Origin of the sequence: Methylobacterium sp. R2-1 (assembly GCF_014191355.1) — a bacterium.
Taxonomy (GTDB): Bacteria; Pseudomonadota; Alphaproteobacteria; order Rhizobiales; family Beijerinckiaceae; genus Methylobacterium.
In genome coordinates, this window is the sequence record NZ_JACHWM010000019.1 from 13,326 (window position 1) to 32,585 (window position 19,260).

21 protein-coding genes are annotated in these 19,260 nt (G+C 66.4%); 13 read left to right on the forward strand and 8 right to left on the reverse strand.

Going from position 1 to position 19,260, the window contains the following annotated elements; genetic code table 11:
* Positions 1–34: 34 nt before the first annotated feature.
* Both FHU13_RS23170 and FHU13_RS23180 read right to left on the reverse strand, forming a co-directional pair.
* Positions 35–253, reverse strand: coding sequence for a hypothetical protein (locus FHU13_RS23170; RefSeq protein ID WP_183438208.1), 219 nt, complete (start codon positions 251–253; stop codon positions 35–37).
* Between the two features lie 751 nt (positions 254–1,004).
* Entirely contained in the window at positions 1,005–1,196 is a 192-nt protein-coding gene (locus FHU13_RS23180) for a hypothetical protein (protein ID WP_183438210.1), read from the reverse strand.
* Between the two features lie 247 nt (positions 1,197–1,443).
* On the opposite strand from FHU13_RS23180, the gene FHU13_RS28440 reads away from it, so the two are divergent.
* Positions 1,444–1,656 (forward strand): hypothetical protein, encoded by a 213-nt coding sequence (locus FHU13_RS28440; protein ID WP_183438211.1) that lies wholly within the window; start codon positions 1,444–1,446, stop codon positions 1,654–1,656.
* Positions 1,657–1,697: 41 nt separating this feature from the next.
* Here the strand turns inward: FHU13_RS28440 and FHU13_RS23190 are convergent, their stop codons facing one another.
* The 3 genes from FHU13_RS23190 to mntR all read right to left on the reverse strand — a co-directional run bounded on the left by FHU13_RS23190 (position 1,698) and on the right by mntR (position 2,846).
* The gene (locus tag FHU13_RS23190; RefSeq protein WP_183438212.1) at positions 1,698–1,901 is read right to left on the reverse strand and encodes a hypothetical protein; all 204 of its coding nucleotides are present in this window, start codon (positions 1,899–1,901) and stop codon (positions 1,698–1,700) included.
* 113 nt (positions 1,902–2,014) lie between these two features.
* Positions 2,015–2,323 carry a hypothetical protein gene (locus FHU13_RS23195; protein ID WP_183438213.1) on the reverse strand — a complete coding sequence of 103 codons (309 nt, stop codon included), beginning with the start codon at positions 2,321–2,323 and terminating at the stop codon, positions 2,015–2,017.
* Between the two features lie 43 nt (positions 2,324–2,366).
* Positions 2,367–2,846, reverse strand: coding sequence for a manganese-binding transcriptional regulator MntR (gene mntR, locus FHU13_RS23200; RefSeq protein WP_183438294.1), 480 nt, complete (start codon positions 2,844–2,846; stop codon positions 2,367–2,369).
* 401 nt (positions 2,847–3,247) lie between these two features.
* Between mntR and FHU13_RS23205 the strand changes: the two genes are divergently transcribed.
* Both FHU13_RS23205 and FHU13_RS23210 read left to right on the forward strand, forming a co-directional pair.
* Positions 3,248–4,582, forward strand: coding sequence for an Nramp family divalent metal transporter (locus tag FHU13_RS23205; protein WP_183438214.1), 1,335 nt, complete (start codon positions 3,248–3,250; stop codon positions 4,580–4,582).
* 27 nt (positions 4,583–4,609) lie between these two features.
* A complete protein-coding gene (locus FHU13_RS23210; protein ID WP_183438215.1) occupies positions 4,610–5,248 on the forward strand; it encodes a DUF3885 domain-containing protein in 639 nt (212 codons plus the stop codon).
* 27 nt (positions 5,249–5,275) lie between these two features.
* Here the strand turns inward: FHU13_RS23210 and FHU13_RS23215 are convergent, their stop codons facing one another.
* On the reverse strand, positions 5,276–6,166 hold the full coding sequence (locus tag FHU13_RS23215) for a LysR substrate-binding domain-containing protein (RefSeq protein ID WP_183438295.1): 891 nt from the start codon (positions 6,164–6,166) through the stop codon (positions 5,276–5,278).
* 173 nt (positions 6,167–6,339) lie between these two features.
* On the opposite strand from FHU13_RS23215, the gene FHU13_RS23220 reads away from it, so the two are divergent.
* The 7 genes from FHU13_RS23220 to FHU13_RS23250 all read left to right on the forward strand — a co-directional run bounded on the left by FHU13_RS23220 (position 6,340) and on the right by FHU13_RS23250 (position 12,764).
* On the forward strand, positions 6,340–7,665 hold the full coding sequence (locus FHU13_RS23220) for an SLC13 family permease (RefSeq protein ID WP_183438216.1): 1,326 nt from the start codon (positions 6,340–6,342) through the stop codon (positions 7,663–7,665).
* A 140-nt stretch (positions 7,666–7,805) separates the two neighbouring features.
* Positions 7,806–8,207, forward strand: a complete 402-nt coding sequence (sdhC, locus tag FHU13_RS23225; protein WP_153875652.1) for a succinate dehydrogenase, cytochrome b556 subunit — start codon at positions 7,806–7,808, stop codon at positions 8,205–8,207.
* Positions 8,208–8,217: 10 nt separating this feature from the next.
* Complete coding sequence (gene sdhD, locus FHU13_RS23230; RefSeq protein WP_096486447.1) at positions 8,218–8,637, forward strand: succinate dehydrogenase, hydrophobic membrane anchor protein; 420 nt, start codon at positions 8,218–8,220, stop codon at positions 8,635–8,637.
* A 29-nt stretch (positions 8,638–8,666) separates the two neighbouring features.
* On the forward strand, positions 8,667–10,484 hold the full coding sequence (gene sdhA, locus FHU13_RS23235; RefSeq protein WP_183438217.1) for a succinate dehydrogenase flavoprotein subunit: 1,818 nt from the start codon (positions 8,667–8,669) through the stop codon (positions 10,482–10,484).
* Positions 10,485–10,530: 46 nt separating this feature from the next.
* Positions 10,531–11,091 carry a hypothetical protein gene (locus tag FHU13_RS23240; protein WP_183438218.1) on the forward strand — a complete coding sequence of 187 codons (561 nt, stop codon included), beginning with the start codon at positions 10,531–10,533 and terminating at the stop codon, positions 11,089–11,091.
* A gap of 56 nt (positions 11,092–11,147) precedes the next feature.
* Complete coding sequence (locus FHU13_RS23245) at positions 11,148–11,972, forward strand: succinate dehydrogenase iron-sulfur subunit (RefSeq protein WP_183438219.1); 825 nt, start codon at positions 11,148–11,150, stop codon at positions 11,970–11,972.
* Positions 11,973–12,209: 237 nt separating this feature from the next.
* Positions 12,210–12,764 (forward strand): AprI/Inh family metalloprotease inhibitor, encoded by a 555-nt coding sequence (locus FHU13_RS23250; protein ID WP_183438220.1) that lies wholly within the window; start codon positions 12,210–12,212, stop codon positions 12,762–12,764.
* Positions 12,765–12,776: 12 nt separating this feature from the next.
* On the opposite strand, the gene FHU13_RS23255 is transcribed toward FHU13_RS23250, so the two are convergent.
* The gene (locus FHU13_RS23255) at positions 12,777–14,561 is read right to left on the reverse strand and encodes an outer membrane beta-barrel protein (protein ID WP_183438221.1); all 1,785 of its coding nucleotides are present in this window, start codon (positions 14,559–14,561) and stop codon (positions 12,777–12,779) included.
* A 278-nt stretch (positions 14,562–14,839) separates the two neighbouring features.
* Between FHU13_RS23255 and FHU13_RS23260 the strand changes: the two genes are divergently transcribed.
* The 3 genes from FHU13_RS23260 to FHU13_RS23270 all read left to right on the forward strand — a co-directional run bounded on the left by FHU13_RS23260 (position 14,840) and on the right by FHU13_RS23270 (position 18,496).
* A complete protein-coding gene (locus FHU13_RS23260) occupies positions 14,840–15,865 on the forward strand; it encodes an SIS domain-containing protein (RefSeq protein ID WP_183438296.1) in 1,026 nt (341 codons plus the stop codon).
* A 935-nt stretch (positions 15,866–16,800) separates the two neighbouring features.
* Positions 16,801–17,757 carry a P-loop NTPase fold protein gene (locus FHU13_RS23265; RefSeq protein ID WP_183438222.1) on the forward strand — a complete coding sequence of 319 codons (957 nt, stop codon included), beginning with the start codon at positions 16,801–16,803 and terminating at the stop codon, positions 17,755–17,757.
* Positions 17,648–18,496, forward strand: coding sequence for a hypothetical protein (locus FHU13_RS23270; RefSeq protein WP_183438223.1), 849 nt, complete (start codon positions 17,648–17,650; stop codon positions 18,494–18,496). Before FHU13_RS23265 ends, FHU13_RS23270 begins: the two co-directional genes overlap by 110 nt.
* 81 nt (positions 18,497–18,577) lie before the next feature.
* On the opposite strand, the gene FHU13_RS23275 is transcribed toward FHU13_RS23270, so the two are convergent.
* Positions 18,578–19,021 carry a DMT family transporter gene (locus FHU13_RS23275; RefSeq protein ID WP_183438224.1) on the reverse strand — a complete coding sequence of 148 codons (444 nt, stop codon included), beginning with the start codon at positions 19,019–19,021 and terminating at the stop codon, positions 18,578–18,580.
* Positions 19,022–19,260 lie beyond the last annotated feature (239 nt).

Below are 19,260 nucleotides of genomic sequence, written 5' to 3' on the forward strand. Positions count from 1 at the left end.
CTTCAGCCTCGCAGGCTAGCAAGGCGAACCTTCGTCATTCAAACCCCGTGATCGCTCGCGCCTCGGGGGCGTCAGGATCGAAGGTGTTAGGGACGGTCGAGAGCCAGTCGACGGCCAGGATGCCGGCCAGAACCATCGCCACACCGATCAGCAACGGGGTCAGTCGCTTGGCGTGAGCGCGCAGGCCGTGGATCACCACGCAGCCGAGCACGAAGACGCCGGCTTGGTAAAGGGCGACCGCAGGGTGGGCCATGGCACGAGCTCCGGACGAATCGTCGGAGCGCACCCTACCGCGCGAGGCAGGCTTCGATGAAGTCGCGCGACCATCGGATTCCAAGGGCCGGCCGCGAGGCTGCCGCCCCGCCCCCATCCACCACCGCGAGAGGCCGAGATGTGTAGCGTCCGCGCGTCGGGAGCCCCCGAGATCACACGCACGACGCCGCTTCGTCTCGCGGACGCCGCACTTGCTTTCCCGGACGGCGGAAGGACAGCCTCTGGCCTGCGCCGAGAGCGCGACCGCGGGCGGCTTGTCACCGAGTTCGTCCCGGGAAAGGAATACACCACGCTCGATGCGATCGACCGCATGAGGAAGCTATGCCGCACGCAGCCAAAGGCCCCCGTCTCTATCTCGTCGCTGCCCGCCGCAATGCCGAGGGTCGTATCGTCGCTGCCGCTCAATGAGTCATCCGAGACGGCACCAAAATGCGCACGACAGGATGCGGCGAAAGCGACGTTGCAGGCGCTCATCAAGCACTCGCCGATTACCTCCGCGCCGCGCACCGGCCGGCGCGGAGCAAACGCGGTCTCGATGACATCTCGGCGGCGATCGGCCATCGCCTGACCGATGCCGGGCGGCGCGATCCCGAAAGTATGGCCGTCTCGGACAATCCCAAACCTCGGTTGAGCCCGGCCTATGCCAAAGCCGGCAACCGGCCTCGGACGACGGGTGTCGTGCCGAGGGAGGCACCGAACCGAAGCGGGTCCTGAAGGCAGGGGCCTGGCCCTCAGCGCTTCGGCCGCTTATCCTCTGGCCTCTCGGGCTTGGGATCCCGCGAGGGATCGGGGTTGTCTTCGGACTTGACCGTCGCCCCGGGCGTGCCCTTACCGGGATGCCCGGTCTGCTCGTCGATGTTTCCGAGCGCGCCGCCCTCGCGTGTCTTGCCGGCCTCAGCGCCCGGCTTCTCCGGCTTCCTCATGTCGTTCTCCCATTCGCCGAGCAAAAGCGCTTCAAGCTGGTAGAACGCGTAGCGAACCTTGAAGGAGCCGCATGTTCGGCATTATGATGCAGATGTGATCGGTCCGGAGCAGGGCGCACGCCTCGACGACGGATGTGGTGTCACGCGCAGGGGAGGTCGCTGGGCGGCCTTCCAGCATCGGCTCCGGCCGCATCGATCTATAGCGTCCGGCGGCCTAATGCTCGGACATCCCGAACAGGAGGACACCATGCGCTATACCGTTCATTGGACTGCGCCGTCAGGTCCCTCGACGGAGCCGCACGCTCTCGGAGCGAGAGCGGCCGAGCGGGCCATGACCTTTGCGAGTATGGGCGCCGCGGACGTCTATGTGGAGACCGCCGACGGACGGGTGTTCCGGGCGCCGGCGCAGATGGCCGCCCTGGTTCAGTACGCTCAGACCGCCGACGCCGACCAGATCTGATCCGACGGCGCGCAGCAGCCCGACCCATTCCCGGGAAGAGATCACGAGCCGACGAGCTGCCACTCGAAGACGAGCTGGCGCAGCTGCAGCTGGGCAGCGCGGCGGGCCTCGTCGAAGGTCGCGTAGCTCTGCGGTCCGTAGCGTCGCGGCGCTCCCTTCTCGAGGATGGAGCAGACGAAGCGGCCCGGAAGCCGCCAGCAGGGCCGCACATCGATCGAGTAGGGATGATTGTTCCGGTCAGCCATCCGGACATCGTGACATGCCCGTCGGCCTCGACCAAGGCGCGGCGGCACCGTGCGAGGCTCACATTTACTTGCAGCCGGTCCCTGCAGCGTGTCCTCGCGGCGGATGAGCGGCCTCAGGCCTCGTCCTCATCCTGCGAGGGGCGCAGGGAACGCTCGATCGTCTCCAGAACGGTCTTGGCGAGCGCCGCGTCCGGATCGTCGCGGAACAGCACGTCGCGCAGCATGGCGAGGTAGCCTTCGAGGCGCTCGTCGTAATGATCGGAATCGATCGAGCGCAGCACGCTGGCCAGGAAGCCCACCGCCATCTGGTGGGCCACCTGCTTGGCACCGAGCTCAGCGAGCCCCTCGGCGAGGTTCGTCACCGCCGCATCGTGCCGCGCAGTGACGGCGGCGAGCGCGGCGAGTTGCTGGGTCTGGTCCATCGGGGTCGGGTCCTCGGAACGCGCCTGCGGTCAGGATCGAAGCTTACAGCTTCGCGTCGGCGAAGCGGCGGAACGCCTCCAGCGTCTCGGCGCTCACATGGTGCTCAATGCCCTCCGCATCGCGACGCGCCGTCTCGGCGCTGACGCCCACGGCACGCAGGAAGCGCTCGACGATGCGGTGGCGCTCCCGCGACTGCTCGGCCAGCGCCTGTCCCGCCGCGGTGAGAAACACGCCGCGATAAGGCCGCTGCTGCACGAGACCGTCCTCGGCGAGCCGCTTGAGCATCTTGGCGACCGTCGGCTGGGCCACGCCGAGGCGAGCGGCGATATCGACCTGCCGCGCCTCGCCGCCGTCGCCGATCAGGTCGGCGATCAGCTCGACGTAATCCTCCACGAGTTCGAGACGGCGCGCCTCGCGGGCTTGGCGGAAGCTCTCGACATGAACCTCCGCGTCGACGAGCGGCCTATCGAGCGGCGCCTCCGCGCCCGCACGGTGCGGCTCCGATGCCGGCTTCTGCCCCATCTCTCGCCCCATATCTCCCGATGCGTCCTGCATGAGGCGGCGGGCTCCTCCGTTCCTGGGCGCGGCCTGACCGGCCCGCGCCTCACATGGTCGAATCGTCGTTCACGAAACGCCCGGCGCGCGGGCCACGCTCCGGCGTGGGCAGCCGATCCGCCGGGTGTCACGTGCCGTTCGTACCGCCCTGTTTAACCTATGCGCCCCAGGGGCGGGAACCCGGTCGCAGGTCCTCTTGATCCCAGCTTCGGCATAGCTTTATAGCTGAAGCTATAAGGCCGTCTCGTCCAGCCGAGCGCGGATGGGGCGGCCAGCCCTCCTGCGTCGCACCGCCCGTCAGCCCTCCTGTCGGAGCGATGGGCTGCGGCAGGGGGAAACGGACGCCTCGATTGCGAATGGAAGCGGTAATGGATCAGGTTCGGCCGGCCCCGCCCGGACAGGCCTCCGCAGAGCCGAGCCTCGGCGCGCTCAATGGCAGCGTGCCGGTGCGGGTGGGCGGCCCCTGGCTGTGGCGGCTCTTCGCCTTCCTCGGGCCGGGCTACATGGTCTCGGTCGGCTACATGGATCCGGGCAACTGGGCCACCGACATCGCCGGCGGCGCCCAGTTCGGCTACACGCTGCTCTCCGTCATCCTGCTCTCGAACCTGATGGCGATCGTGCTGCAGGCACTCGCCGCGCGGCTCGGCATCGCCACCGGCCTCGACCTCGCCCAAGCCTGCCGCGAGCGGACCTCGCGGCCCGTCTCCATCGCCCTGTGGCTGATCTGCGAGGCGGCGATCATCGCCTGCGACCTCGCCGAGGTGATCGGCACGGCGATCGCCCTCAAGCTGCTGTTCGGCATCCCGCTCACCCTCGGCGCCATCATCACCGCGCTCGACGTGTTCGTGGTGCTGCTGCTCCTGCGCCGGGGCTTCCGGGCGCTGGAAGCCTTCGTGATCGGCCTCCTGACGATCATCTTCGTCTGCTTCGGCCTGCAGATCGCGATGGCCGCGCCTCCGATCCAGGCGGTGCTCGGCGGCTTCGTGCCGTCGCGGGAGATCGTGACCAACCCGGCCGCGCTCTACATCGCCATCGGCATCATCGGCGCGACCGTGATGCCGCACAACCTCTACCTCCACTCCTCGATCGTGCAGACGCGGGCCTATCCCCGCACGGAAGCAGGCCGGCGCGAGGCCCTGCGCTTCGCCGTCACCGACTCGACGGTGGCGCTGATGCTCGCTTTGTTCGTCAATGCCGCGATCCTGATCATGGCCGCGTCCGTGTTCCACGCGGGCGGGCGCACCGATGTCGAGGAGATCGAGCAGGCCTACGAGTTGCTCTCGCCGTTGCTCGGCGTCGGGCTCGCCTCGACCCTGTTCGCCGTGGCGCTTCTGGCCTCGGGCCTCAACTCGACAGTCACGGCCACGCTCGCCGGCCAGATCGTCATGGAAGGTTTTCTGCGGCTGCGCCTGCCGAATTGGGCACGGCGCCTCGTGACGCGGGGCATCGCCATCGTCCCCGTGGTGATCGTCACCGCCGTCTACGGCGAGCAGGGCACCGCCCGGCTCCTCGTGCTGAGTCAGGTCGTGCTCTCGATGCAGTTGCCCTTCGCGGTGATTCCGCTGGTGCGCTTCGTCTCCGACCGGCAACTGATGGGCGCCTTCGTGATCCCGGTCTGGCTGAAGGCACTGTCCTGGGTCATCGCCGGCATCATCGTGGTGCTGAACGTGAAGCTGTTGGTCGATACCCTGACTGGTGGTTGAGTGGGCCTCATTGTTCTCCGAAGCAAGATGATGCTGGAAGCCTCCATCCTCCGAAGAATTGAGACCGCCTTCGGCCACGATCGGGGCTTTCCTCAGCCGACATTCTACGCGTTCGCGAACGCACTACGATTCGATCTCGGAGGTGATGTGGAAGCGGTAGGGACACGCTTCCTTCAGGCTTTCGACCGGGCGAGAGCAATCGCGCGCGCCCTGTTCGCCAACTCAGGAATGCTCACCGCTGTCGCCCCACATTACGGCTATGATTGGCCGGCACGGCACAGGGCGCGGTGGCAGGACACCCTGAATGAACTCGGCTTCACGATGCCGTTCGATGGATGCGACCGGACGCGAGCGGACGATGACCCAGAACTCTTCTGCGACTGGTACTCGGCCGATTTCGGCAATGATCTGGTGCTGATTGATGCCTTGCTGTGGGCGAACATCGCTCGCGAGCTCGGTGTCACACCGAAGGCCCGCTGGCTCCCTCGCGTTTTCATCGTTGATTTCGAGCGCCGCCTGATCCTGTTCGCTTACGATGATCGAGGTATGGATGTAATCGCGATGGCTCGCGAGCCGCTCCAGCCGATCTACGATCAATTCGGCGATTGGCTGCTCGACTATGACCGCGCCAGGATGGACGAGCGTTTCGCCGCCCGCGTTGACTGAGCACCCCGGCGCGCCGGCCCGATCACGTCACGCATCGGCGGCGCGCAGATGCGCCACGAAATCCTGCGCGAAGGGCGGCAAGGCCGCCAAGTCGCGCAGGCAGAGCTTGAGATCACGCGCGGCCCAAGGGTCTTCCAGGGGCACGAGGGCGATCCCCATCGTGCGCCAGGCCCGCCGTGCCGTGGTCTCCGGCACGATGCCGAGGCCGACGCCGCACTCGACGAGACGGCAGACCGCGTCGAAGCTGCGCAACTGCACCCGCAGCCGCATCGGCCGGCCGATGCGGGAGGCCTTGTCGGCGAGGAAGCGCGTCAGCGCGCTCGGCCGGTCGAGGCCGACGAGGTCGTGCTCCAGCACCTCGGCGAAGCCGACGCTTGCGCGGCGGGCCAGCGCGTGGCCGGCGGCGACCACCACGACGAAGCGGTCGTGGCGGAAGGGGAAGGTCTGGAGCGTGCCGGTATCGACGGTGCCCGCGACGATGCCGAGATCGGCCGCCCCGTCGGCCACCATCCCGACGATCTCGTCGGAGGTGCGCTCCTCGATATCGACGCTGACCCCCGTATGGAGCGCGAGGTAGGCGGAGAGCGCCTCGGGCAGGAATTCGGTGAGCGCGTTAGTGTTCGACAGGACCCGGAGCTGGCCAACGGCGCCGCCCGCGAAGACCGACAGATCGACCTGCAGTCGCTCGATCTGCGCCAAGATCTCGCGGGCATGGGCCAACAGGGCGCGGCCGGCAGGCGTCGGCGTCACCCCCTGACGTCCGCGCAGCAGCAGTGCGGCGCCGAGCGAGTCCTCCATCGCCCGCACCCGCGCTGAGGCGGCGGCCAACGCGAGGTTCGCCCGTTCCGCCCCGTGGGTGATCGAGCCCGCCTCGACCACGTGGCGGAACAGGTTCAGGTCGACGAGATCAAAGCGCATCATGACTGTGGCCGGGTCGGGCTATGGGCTTCGCATTCGCGCGCGGCGGAGCCAAGCCCCATCGCGCAGGCGTTCACGTCAGCGTGAGCACGTTATCAGCCTTCGCGGTTGACGAAGGACGCCCCCACGAAAGCCGAATTGCGAACGGTTCCAATTCGCAGTTGAACCGCGCCATGAGTGCCGCAGCCACCAGCATTTTCGGAGGACAGGGCACGGTCGTTGCGACGGGCGGCCTGCTCGTGCTGTGCATGGGGCTGTGGGCAACCGGCTTCGTGGCCGAGATCGTCACAGCGCTGATGTTCTTCGCCCTCGCGATGCTGCTCAAGCTCGCCCCGGCGCAGACGGTGTTTTCGGGATTTGCCTCCTCCGCCTTTTGGCTGGTGACGAGCGGCATGGTGGTCGGGCTCGCCATGAACCGGACGGGGCTGGGCGACCGGCTCGCGCGCAGGCTGGCAGGGCGGCTGCCCGCCTCCTATCCAGGGTTCATAGCGGGCCTCGTCGCCTTTTCCTTCGCGCTCGCCTTCGTGATGCCGTCCAATCTCGGCCGCATCGCCTTGATGGTGCCGGTGGTGATCGCCCTGTGCGACGCCTTCGGGCTGGAGGCCGGGCGTCCGGGCCGGACGGGAGCGCTGCTCGCCTTCGGCATCGCCACGCCGATGCTCTCGGCGGCGATCCTGCCCGCTAATGTGCCGAACCTCGTCATGGCCGGCACCGCCGAGACGCTGTTCAACATCCATCTCAGCTATCTGCCCTATCTCTTTCTGCACGCTCCGGTTCTCGGCTTCATCAAGGGCGCGCTGCTCGTCGCCTGCACGATTCTGATCTTCCCCGACCGCCTCGACGGGAAGCGGCCCGAACTGCCGCCGCTGCCTCCGTTGTCGGGTGAGGAGCGGCGCCTCTCGATAATCCTCGCGGTGATGCTGGCCCTCTGGCTGAGCGATGGCTGGCACGGCATCCCGCCGGCCTGGATCGGTCTCGCGGCGGCGGTGATCTGTCTGCTTCCGGGCGTCGGCGTCCTGCCGTCAGCGCGGTTCGGCGAGATCCCGTTGCGGACGTGCTTCTACGTCGCCGCCCTGTTCGGGCTGACGGCCGTGATCAACGAGAGCGGTCTCGGGGCCGATCTCGGCCACGCACTCCTCTCGGTCGCCCCGCTGGAACCGGGCGCACCTGCCAAGAACTTCGCGACCCTGGTCGGCTTATCGATCGGCTTCCTGTTCACCACCACCGCCAACGGCGCGCCCGCTCTCTACACGGCGCTGGCGGAGGAGTTCTCGCGGGCGAGCGGCTTCGACCTGTTGAGCGTGCTGATGGTGCAAGTCGTCGGCTACTCGACGCTGTTCCTGCCCTATCAGGCACCGCCGATCATGATGACCATGGATCTCGGCCGCCTGTCGCTGGCCGACGCGACCCGGCTCACGCTGGCCACGGGTGTCGCGTCGCTCCTGGTCGCGACCCCGTTCGCCTACCTCTGGTTCCGACTGATCGGGCGGCTCGCGTGAGGGATGCCCGTGAGACAGATCCGCGCGATCGTCAGCTTGACCAATGCTGCGCTGCAGCACCGCCATTGCCGGCCGGATCTGACCGCCCTAACCCTTCCCTGGAATTTATCCAGTCTTCGACGCGAGGATCGTGAGCCGCGATGAACCCTACCGTCAGACCTACGGTCGCCCAGCCGCTCTCGCCCCATCTCCAGATCTACCGCTGGACTTGGACCATGGCGATGTCGGTGTTCCACCGCATCACCGGCACGGCGCTCTACGGCGGCACCTTCCTCGTCGCGGTGTGGCTGGTGGCGCTCGCCTCCGGTCCGCGCGCCTACGATACGGTGGCGTGGTTCTTCGGCTCGCTGATCGGACGCGCGATCCTGTTCGCCTACACCTGGGTGCTGATGCACCATATGCTCGGCGGCATCCGTCACTTCATCTGGGACGCGGGCTACGGCTTCGATCGCGACCGCCGCCTGGGCCTCGCCCGCGCGACGCTGATCGGCTCCATTACCCTGACCGTCGTGATCTGGGCGATCGCCCTGCTCGTGCGCTGAGAGGCTCGCCATGTCTCAGGTCGACAATCGCCAGAACACCGCGCTCTCGATGCGCACGCCGCGCGCCCGGGTGAAAGGCCTCGGCGCCTCGGGCCACGGTGCCGGCCATTTCTGGCTGCAACGCCTGACCGGCGCCTCGAACGCGCTGCTGATGCTCGCCTTCGTCGTCATCATCGCGCTGATGGCCGGGCGGACCTATCCGCAGGCGGTCGCGCTGGTGTCGCACCCGCTGGTTGCGATCATCCTGATCCTGGCCGTGGTCTCGGTGACCATCCACATGCGCCTGGGGATGCAGACGGTCATCGAGGACTACGTGCATAGCCACGGCCTCAAGTTCGCGGCGCTCATCGCCAACACCTTCTACGCGGTCGCGGTGGCCGCTGCCTGCCTCTACGCGATCATCCGCGTGAGCCTGGGCGGCCTCGCCTGATCGTCGTCACGGAACCAAGGACTCAAGCCATGGCCTCCAACGGAACGAACGGCGGCGCCCCCGCCTACGCCATCATCGACCACACGTTCGACGTGGTGATCGTCGGCGCTGGCGGCGCGGGCCTGCGCGCCACGGTTGGCTGCTCCCAGGCCGGCCTGCGCACCGCCTGCATCACCAAGGTGTTCCCGACTCGCTCGCACACCGTGGCGGCGCAGGGCGGCATCTCGGCCTCGCTCGGCAATATGGGCCCGGACGACTGGCGCTGGCACATGTACGACACCGTGAAGGGATCGGACTGGCTCGGCGACCAGGACGCGATCGAGTACCTCGTGCGCAACGCCCCTGCCGCCGTCTACGAGTTGGAGCATTGGGGCGTGCCCTTCTCCCGCACGGATGAGGGCAAGATCTACCAGCGGCCCTTCGGCGGCATGACCACCGACTACGGCAAGGGCACCGCACAGCGCACATGCGCCGCGGCCGACCGCACCGGCCACGCCATGCTCCATACGCTCTACGGGCAGGCTGTGAAGAACAAGACCCAGTTCTTCATCGAGTACTTCGCCCTCGACCTGATCATGGACGAGGACGGCCGCTGCCGCGGCGTGATGGCGATCGATCAGGCGACGGGCGAGATCCACCGCTTCCGCGCCCAGCAGACCATCCTGGCCACCGGCGGCTACGGCCGCGCTTACTTCTCGGCGACCTCGGCGCATACCTGCACCGGCGACGGCAACGCCATGGTGCTGCGCGCCGGCCTGCCGCTGCAGGACATGGAGTTCGTGCAGTTCCACCCGACCGGCATCTACGGCGCCGGATGCCTCATTACCGAGGGGGCGCGGGGCGAGGGCGGCTACCTGACGAACTCCGAGGGCGAGCGCTTCATGGAGCGCTACGCGCCCTCGGCCAAGGATCTCGCCTCGCGCGACGTGGTCTCGCGCTCGATGACCATGGAGATCCGCGACGGCCGCGGCGTGGGCAAGGACAAGGACCACATCTTCCTGCACCTCGACCACCTCGATCCGAAGATCCTGCACGAGCGCCTGCCGGGCATCTCGGAATCGGCGAAGATCTTTGCGGGCGTGGACGTGACCAAGGAGCCGATCCCGGTCCTGCCGACGGTCCACTACAACATGGGCGGCATCCCGACGAACTTCCACGGCGAGGTACTGACGCTGAAGAACGGCGACCCCGACACGGTGGTGCCGGGCCTGATGGCGCTGGGCGAGGCGGCCTGCGTCTCCGTCCACGGCGCCAACCGCCTCGGCTCGAACTCACTGATCGACCTCGTGGTGTTCGGCCGGGCCGCCGGCCTGCGCTGCGCCGACATCGTCGAGGCCAATGCCCGCCAGCCGGAACTGCCCAAGGACTCGGCTGACAAGGCGCTCTCGCGCCTCGACCGCTTCCGCTGCGCCGACGGCGGCACGCCGACCGCGCAGTTGCGCGACCGGATGCAGCGGACGATGCAGAACAACTGCGCGGTCTTCCGCACCGGCGAGGTGCTGGAGGAGGGCAAGGGCCTGATCCACGAGGTCTGGCGCGGCGTCTCCGACATCGCGGTCACCGACCGCTCGCTGGTCTGGAACACCGACCTGCTCGAGACGCTCGAATTCGACAACCTGATCGGTCAGGCGGTCGTGACCATGGAATCGGCGGTCAACCGCAAGGAGAGCCGCGGGGCCCACGCCCGCGAGGACTTCCCCGACCGCGACGACAAGGAGTGGATGAAGCACACCCTGGCGTGGCTCGACCCGTCCAAGCACGGCGTCGAGATCGATTACCGTCCGGTCCACACCTACACGATGTCGAACGACATCCAATACATCGAGCCGAAGGCGCGGGTGTACTGATGCAGCGCCCAGCGGCCAGGCCCTGGGACGGGAGGCTCTGCGGACGATGATCCCGGCCTCGCACCCGATCGCCCGCGCCGTCCTGTGCGCAGCGGCAGCGCTTCTGATGACTCTGCCGGCGGCGGCGCGGGGACCAGACTTCGACTTCCCGGCAGAGGTCGCCGGGTTCGCGCGCGGCCCCCGCACGGATTACGAGGCCCGTGCGCCGGGGCTCGGCTACTCCGTCGTCTACACGAACGGCCGCTGGAAGGCGGATATCTACGTCTACGATGCCGGTGTGGCGAACATCCCCGACGGAGCGTCCTCATCCGCCGTCACCGGGCAGCTCGCGCAGGCGGCCGGGGACATCCGGGCGGCAGTGGCGCAGGGCGTCTACCGCGGCAGCGAGGATCGCGGCGCGGTGCGCGTGCCGGGGGAGGCGGGCGCCAAGCTGACCTGCCGTGCCTTCACCATCGACCACCCGGCCCTCGGCGCCACCGAGAGCCTGCTCTGCCTCACCGGCCTGCGGGGCCAATTCGTAAAATTCCGCCTATCCGGCCCGGCCGCGAAGCAGCCGACGAAGGCGGAAGCCGAACGGTTCATGACCGGCTGGCTCGGTCGGCAATAGGTATCTCTCAAGCTCGGAGCGCGCCTCACGGCCGCCGCACCTCAAAGGCACAGGACATGGCCCAGTTCAATCTCCCCAAGAACTCCCAGGTCACGGAAGGCAAGACCTGGCCGGCGCCGGACGGCGCCAAGAACCTCCAGACGTTCCGGATCTACCGCTGGAACCCGGATGACGGAAAGAACCCGCGCATCGACACCTACCGGGTCGATCGCGACGATTGCGGCCCGATGGTCCTCGACGCGCTTCTCTGGATCAAGAACAAGGTCGATCCGACGCTGGTCTTCCGCCGCTCCTGCCGCGAAGGCATCTGTGGCTCCTGCGCCATGAATATCGAGGGGCAGAACGCGCTCGCCTGCACCATGGGCATCGACGAGTGCAAGTCGCCCGACAACGCCCTGCCGTTCCTGACCCGCAAGGACAAGGACGGCGCGGTGCGGATCTACCCGCTGCCGCACATGCCGGTCCTGAAGGATCTCGTGCCGGACCTCACCAACTTCTACGCCCAGCACGCGGCGATCGAGCCCTGGCTCCAGACCGAGACACCCGCGCCGGAGAAGGAGTGGAAGCAGACGCCTGAGGATCGCGCCCGGCTCGATGGCCTCTACGAGTGCATCCTGTGCGCCTGCTGCACTACGAGCTGCCCGAGCTACTGGTGGAACGGCGACAAGTTCCTCGGGCCGGCAGCCCTGCTCCAGGCCTATCGCTGGCTCATCGACTCGCGCGACGAGAACACCGGCGAGCGGCTCGACGGACTGCACGACCCGTTCCGGCTCTACCGCTGCCACACGATCATGAACTGCGCCAACACCTGCCCGAAGAACCTCAATCCGGCCAAGGCAATCGCCGAGATCAAGAAGATGATGGTCGAGCGCGAGGTCTGATTTTTCTCCAAGGACAATCATCGAAACGACGAGAGCCGCGCCCCGATCCGGGCGCGGCTCTCGTCGTTTCGACATCTCGCATCCGCTCTCCATCGACTGAGGCAGGTCAGCCACACTGCCGGGAAAACCTGCGCAAGCGCGGCTTTTCCCGGGCTGGCCGTGCAGCCTGCCTTGCCGCAAGCGCATTTGCTCGCGAGGCCAAGCGCGACCGTTGCGTGTTCTGTTGAGGGGTGTTTGATGACGCGTGGGTTCCTGTCGAAAGCCGCCTGTCTCGCGCTCGCCGCGAGCGTCGGCGCCTGCGCCTCGAACCGGTTCGAGGGCCCCCGCGAGCGTCCGCGGCCGCAGGCAGCGCTCGAACCCGCCACGCCCGCTCTGCCCGCCGGCGCGGTGACGAGCGAGCCCCTCGCGCCCCCGCCGGGCGCCTCCGCCGCGCCGAGCGAACCGCCCCCGAGCGTTGCCGCTGCCCCGTCTCCGGCGCTCGAGCCGCCGCCGGCTCCGCCTCCGGTGGTCGCGACCGGCCGCTCCTCGGTGGTGGGCTCGTGGAACGCCACCGATGCGGCGGGAAGCTGCAAGGTCTCGTTGTCCAGCACACCTTCGCTCGACCTCTACAAGGCCACGACCGCGGGCTGCGGCAACAAGGATCTCGCCAAGGTCTCGGCCTGGGATTTCCGCGATGGCGAGGTCTACCTCTACCAGCCGGGTGGCACCGTCGCCGCGCGCCTGCGCCAGGGCGGCGGCGGCCTCGAGGGCGCGCTCTCGAAATCCGGCGCCCAGCTCTCTCTGGCCCGCTGACGCACTCTCCCGTCAGGGGTTCACCCGCACGCCGAGCAGCACCGTGTGCGCCTCGTAGGTCGAGAGCGGGATGGTGCTGCTCAGCGTCGAGTAGATGTAGCTGCCGCGCAAAGCGAGCCAGCGGTTGAAGCGGTAGTCGAACCGGGCGGTGGCCGAATAGCCCCGCTCGCGGATGCGCACGCCGTCGTAGTTGGTGGACAGATAGGCGCCCCCCAGCGTGATCGAGAGGTTGCGCAGGAGGTCGTGCTGCACTTCGAGCGTGGCGGCGTCGGTGAAGGCGCCGCTGGAGCCCGGCACCGCGGTCTCGATCACGCCCGTCTGCTGGTTGAAGCGCACCGTGGTCAGCGGCGAGACCGACCAGACCAGGGCCGCGTTGATGACCGGCGCGTTGATGTCCTGCAGCGCGCGGTCGATGTAGGAGCGGTGCTGCAGGCCGCCCGAGATCTCCGCCGTCAGCGTGCTGTTGAGCGCCACCGCCGCACCCGCGGTGAAGGCGATGCCGTCGGAATCGCGGCGCAGGCCGAACTGGTCCACCGGCGTGTCGTAGACCCGGCTGTCGAGGAAGGTCTCGACGAAGGGCGTGATCGCCGGCGAGATCTCGTATCCGGCGCGCAGGCGCAGACCGTACTGGTTGGCGTCACGGTCGCTCTGGATGATCGTGGTGCCATTGCCGAGCTGCGCATCCTCGAAGACGGAGCGGTCGATCGAGCCGCGCAGCGAGAGCTGCAGCCGGTTGAAGTTCTCCTGCACGCCCGCGGTCGCGCCGTAGGTGGCGAAGAGCGGCCGGGTCGTCGCCCCGCCCGCGCCGAGATCCGGACTGCCGAGGCGCTGGCTGTCGAGCAGGAAGCGGGTCTCCAGATCGACGCGGGTGTCGCGGTCGACGTCGATGCGCATCCGCGCGGTGCCCACCGCGTTGGGGCGGCTCGCCTCCGGGTTCTGCGGATATTCGAGGTAGCTGCCGCGCATCTCGGCGGTGAGTTCGCTCGCCGACCACTCGCTGCGCAGCGCCAGCTCCGCCTCGCTGCGCAGCGCCAGGGACGGCCGCGGGCGGGTGCCGCCGATCTGGTCCGGATTCGAATCGTAGCCGACGCTCTGGGTGAAGGCCGGCAGCAGCGTGAAGGTGCCGAACCGGATGCCGAGCGGCGCATAGGCGGTGTCGGCGGGAATCGGCCGACGGAGCGCCGTGCCGAGCAGGAACCCGGCGGCGTTCGGCAGGCCGATCCCGAAGATCGGCGTCGGCAGCGGCACGCCGGAGACGGGCGTCTGGATCACGGGGGTGAGGCGCAGATCCGTGACGGTCTGCTGCGTGCGGGTCTGCGTGATCCGGCGGGTCGCCGAGCCGAGCCGGCGCGGGGGCGCCGCGCGCAGGCGCAGCAGCGAGGGCCGGGCCGGCGTGCCCTGCGCGGTGGCGGAGCCGGGCAGGCTCGCCGCGCTGCGGAAGCGGGGCAGGCGGGCGACCGTCGGCTCCTCCTCCCCGGAGGAGGAGGCCGGAGCCTGGCTCGTCGTCGTGCCGCTGCCGAGCGGGGCGGGGGCAGAGAAGGCGCCCGAGCCGCGCAAAGCCGTCGGCGCGTCGAAGGCGGACCGGCGCGGGCGGCCGGCGGTGGCCGGCTCGGAGGGGGTGCGCGCGGGCGATCCCGATGCGGCACCCGGGGCCGGGTCAGATTGCGACGGGTCGGGCGTCTCCTGCGCCAGGGCAGGGGAGCCGAGAACAGGGCCGAACAGGGCAGGCAGCAGCGCCAGGGCGAACGCGCTGCGGCGGCCTCCTCGCTTGTCCCCGATCGGCCGCTCGCGTGACACCGGCAGCGCTCTTTCCCTGGTGAGGGCCCTGGCTATGGCCCTGGACGCGGCCGGCGGCCCGTGGACGGGGCGGCGTCCGTGTCCGGCCGGCGCTCCATGGTTAAGGAAGCTACAGCGGGCATGGTTAACGCGCCGTTGCGGGCGCTGGCCCCATGCTGTGCCGGGCCGGGCAGCCGCCTTGCGGCCACAGTCGCGGGCGAAGACGGCGCGGCAAACCAAGATCGAGATCACGACCCGGCGCCGTGCCCACGGCCCCGGACGACACGGAACGCGACTTCATGGCCCTGGCACAGCGGATCGAGGATCAGGACGCGGCGCGCGCGGAGTCGGCACGCCCGCCCGCCATCGCCTCGGCGCTGCGCACCATCGAGACCGAGCGCGAGGGCCTGGCCTGCCTGATGGCCGCGATCGGCAACGGCCTCGGCGAGCCCTTCGCCCAGGCCGTCGAGCGGATCGGCGCCGCGCGCGGCCGGGTGATCTGCACCGGCATGGGCAAGTCCGGCCACGTTGCCCGCAAGATCGCCGCGACCTTCGCCTCCACCGGCACGCCGGCCCTCTACGTCCACCCGGCCGAGGCCAGCCACGGGGATCTCGGCATGATCCAGCCCGAGGACGTGGTGCTGGCGCTCTCATGGTCGGGCGAGACCACGGAACTCGCCGACATCATCGGCTACACCCGGCGCTACCGCGTCGGCCTCGTCGCGATCACCTCGAACGCCGCCTCGACGCTGGGCCGCGAGTCCGATACCTGCCTTGCGCTCCCGAAGGCGAAGGAGGCCTGCCCGAACGGGCTCGCCCCCACCACCTCGACGGCGATGCAGCTCGCGCTCGGCGACGCGCTCGCCGTGGCGCTGCTGGAGGCCCGCGGTTTTTCCGCCCGCGATTTTTCCGTGTTCCATCCCGGCGGCCGGCTCGGCGCCTCGCTGCGGCAGGTGCGCGAGGTCATGCATGGCGGCGCGGACCTGCCGATGGTGGCGCTCGGCACCGCGATGCGGGCCGCGGTGGCCGAGATCGACGCCAAGGGGTTCGGCTCCGTCCTCGTGGTCGATGCGGAGGGGGCGCTGGCCGGCATCCTCACCGACGGCGACGTGCGCCGCGCCATCTTCTCCCGCGAGGGGCTGGACCGCCTGCCGGTCGAGGCGGTGATGACCAAAAACCCCCGCACGATCACGCCCGAGACCCTGCTCGCCAAGGCGCTGCAGATCCAGGAGGCGATGAAGATCACCGCCCTGGTGGTGGTGGAGAACGGCCGCCCCGTCGGCCTCGTCCACTACCACGACCTGCTGCGCACCGGCGTGGCGTAAGGCCATCATCGCACCGTCATCGCGAGGCGGAGCCGAAGCGATCCAGGGCGCGCCATCGGCCGGAAACGTCGCGGCCTGGATTGCCACGGCTTCGCCTCGCGATGACGGGGGAGAACGCGAAGCGATCGCTGCGCCAACGCCAATCTGGGGCCTGGAACTGCGCCCGTCTCCCCGACCGGTCGAAAAGCCTTTTCGAAAACACGTTTTCCCCCGCGGCCCTGAGGCCCGGAGGACGGCTGGCCGATCGGCCGGCTGGGGACGCACCTGACACAAACCCCGAGGGGGACGCGGGACGCTGCGAAACCTCCGGATGCTGATGTGAGACTTTGCTGGTTTCCCGGCGTCCCGCGGAGGGGCCGCTTCCTTATCACGAGAAGCCGTCCCTCCGTTTTGGCGTCACGGTCTCTCCACCGGCCTCGACCCCGGACATATGCGCCTGTGGGACCCTCGGACCGCCTCCCCGCGAGGGGAGAGGGAACCTCTGCAGACGGCTATGAGCGGACTTGTCCGCACCGGACCTCGTATTGGGCCCGGCTCCGGTTGTTCCTGGGCGCCGACCCGAGACGGCCTATGGCCCCATCCCGAGACGGCGTTGTGTCGCGCACAGCGCCCGAGGCGATAGCGACCGGGCCACCGACGCGGGAACCGTCACACCTCCCAACGAGCCTCGCCGGCCGGCCACCGGAAAAGCTCCCCCGGTTGGTCCGGGAGGTGAGTGGCGGCGGTTGTAGGATTTTAAGCCTGAAATGTCAAGGGAATTTGGACCAAAACATCTATGCTACAGCTAGCGCTGCATTATTCCACGAGACGAGAGTCACCTATGTGATAAACTAAAACTGCGACGAGGCGCCTAGCGACTAGCATCGAACTCGTTGCAGACACTGGGGCAGCTTCATTCATAAAATTAGACAACGGACATATGGAAGGGGACAAATTTGTCTGTCTCCAAGCTTTCAAGCGAAATCATGCGGTTTATATCATCCGGAAACCCGGAGATTGTCTGTATAAAAGGAAAATGGGGAGTAGGAAAAACTTACGCTTGGCGCAAATTTCTGAAAGAAGCACACCAACAAAAATCTATTGGACTGAAGCAGTACTCTTACGTGTCACTTTTTGGAAGAAATTCCTTGACGGATCTGCGCAACGCTGTAGTCGAGAATTCAATCAGCACTGACGACCTTGACGCAAAGCCTAGCTTAACGAGTTTGGAGCAAGCCGCACACGTATTCAGACAAGGCCTGAATAGAGCGGGATTTTTAACCCAATACCTACCTAAATCTGATAAGTATGCCGATGGTATTCAGCGCGTAATGTTTTTGCTCGCTCGAAATAAGATAGTATGCCTGGATGATTTAGAGAGAGCAGGAAGTGGGCTGAATATCAAAGATGTTCTTGGCCTCGCCTCACAGCTAAAGGATGAGAAGGGCTGCAAAGTCATCATTCTTTTAAACGACGAAAAGCTGGAAGACACACAGAAGATCGATTTCGAGGATCAACTCGAAAAAGTTGCCGACATAATTTTCAGTTTCGACCCGTCGCCCGAAGAGGCATTACTCATAGCGCTTACAACAGAAGGGGATTTCAAAGAATTTCTTGCTGAAAACTGCAAAAAGCTTAAGATAAACAATATCAGGGCAATAAAAAACGGAATCTTATTGCAATCGACTTTCAGAAATATTAGATGGATTAGATCCACGTGTATTACAGCAAGCCATCCATACGGCTACACTGGCGAGTTTTTCAAAGTTTCAGCCAAAAGATGCACCAACTATCGAATATATAATGAAATTCGATCCATACGCTGGCTTATGGGAATCAAACGAAACCAGCAAGCCCAAAGATTCAGACCCTCATGCCGACTTACTGCTAGAATACGATTTTGGCAACGTTGATGAACTTGACAAGGCCATAATATCTGGCGTCGTAAAAGGGTTCTTTGATGAGGAGACTGTCAGAAGTTTCGGAGAATCAGTAAATCACAATTTGGCACTGTCCGATCAAGGTAACGCCTACAGGGCAGCGTGGAGAGTTTATCACGACTCATATGAAGACAACGCAGAAGAAATCATTGAATCTCTTGTTCAATCTATTCGTTCAAATATAAATGTTGTTGATATATCTAACCTTGATGCAGTAGTTCAAACGTTGCGCGAACTTGGAGCAAATGAGAAGGCAGCTGAACTCATAAGGTTTTATGTGGACAATAAGAGCGGCGACGCCACGATATGGGACACAGAAAGTTACTCGTATAGGGGCGGCATCAAAGATGCGGAGGTCTTATCGGCATGCAATGAGAAGCTTAGACTGCATGAACCAGAAACAACCCAAAAAGAAGTACTTTTGAAAGTAGGCATTTCCCAGGGATGGAACGCAAAAGATGATGCTTTGCTGGCGAACGCATCGACCGAGAATATAAAGCATATTTTAAAGTCCGTTCGTGGAGAAACGAGGTCTAATGTGATTTCGGCAGTCCGCCTGTACCTCAGCATCAGCAACCCATCTGCTGATGTAAAAAAAATACAGGAGAATCTTGATTTTGCGCTGCGAGAGATTGCTGGCGAAAATGCCCTTAACCGCAGGCGGATCAAGGGCGTATTTGGTATAGACGCTGATATCAACACATCATCTTGATATTTATTATACGTATATTTTTTACCATGCGATGAGCTTCCAATGATCCGCGCAATCAATGAGGTACCACCTCGCAGAATCTCAAAACACCGCAACCAACCCCACCCCAATCACCATCAACACCGCCCCGGCAACCCGCCAGACACTGGCGGGATGCACCTGAAACCCGATCCAGCCGAAGTGGTCGAGCACGAGCGAGGCGGCCACGCCCACGGTGACGATGATCCCCAAAAAGGTCGCCGCGCCGATGGCGGGGGAGGCGTAGAGCTGGGCCAGGATCAGCAGGATGCTCAGAAAGCCGCCGAGCCACGCCCACCAGGGCACCTGACCGAGCTGCTGGCCGGAGGGGAGTTCGAGTTTGCCCAGGGCGAGGCCGCCCACGAGCAGGGCGGCGGTGCTGACCAGCAGGGTCAGCAGGGCCGCCGTCACCGGCAGGCCGAGCGACTTCGACAAAGTCGCGTTCTGTCCCGGCTGGATCGCATTGGCGAGACCGGCGAGGATCGTCAGAGCATAGAGAGACCACATAGCTCGTCATCCGACTCGCGGACGGCCAAGTTTCGCGGGTGCGACACCAGGACCGCACGGTCGCGCGCGGCGGGGTCGAGGCGACCGGCGGGCGGTGTCCGGGGTCGCGAGAGGGAATCGACGCAGCGGGCCGTGCGGAGGCCGATCGGCCCTGGCGCCCCTCCGTCCCTCCGGGGCCGCGGGGCGGAGCCCGGAATGACGGGCGGCGTGGGATGCGCGGGGTCCCGGGGTCGTGAGCC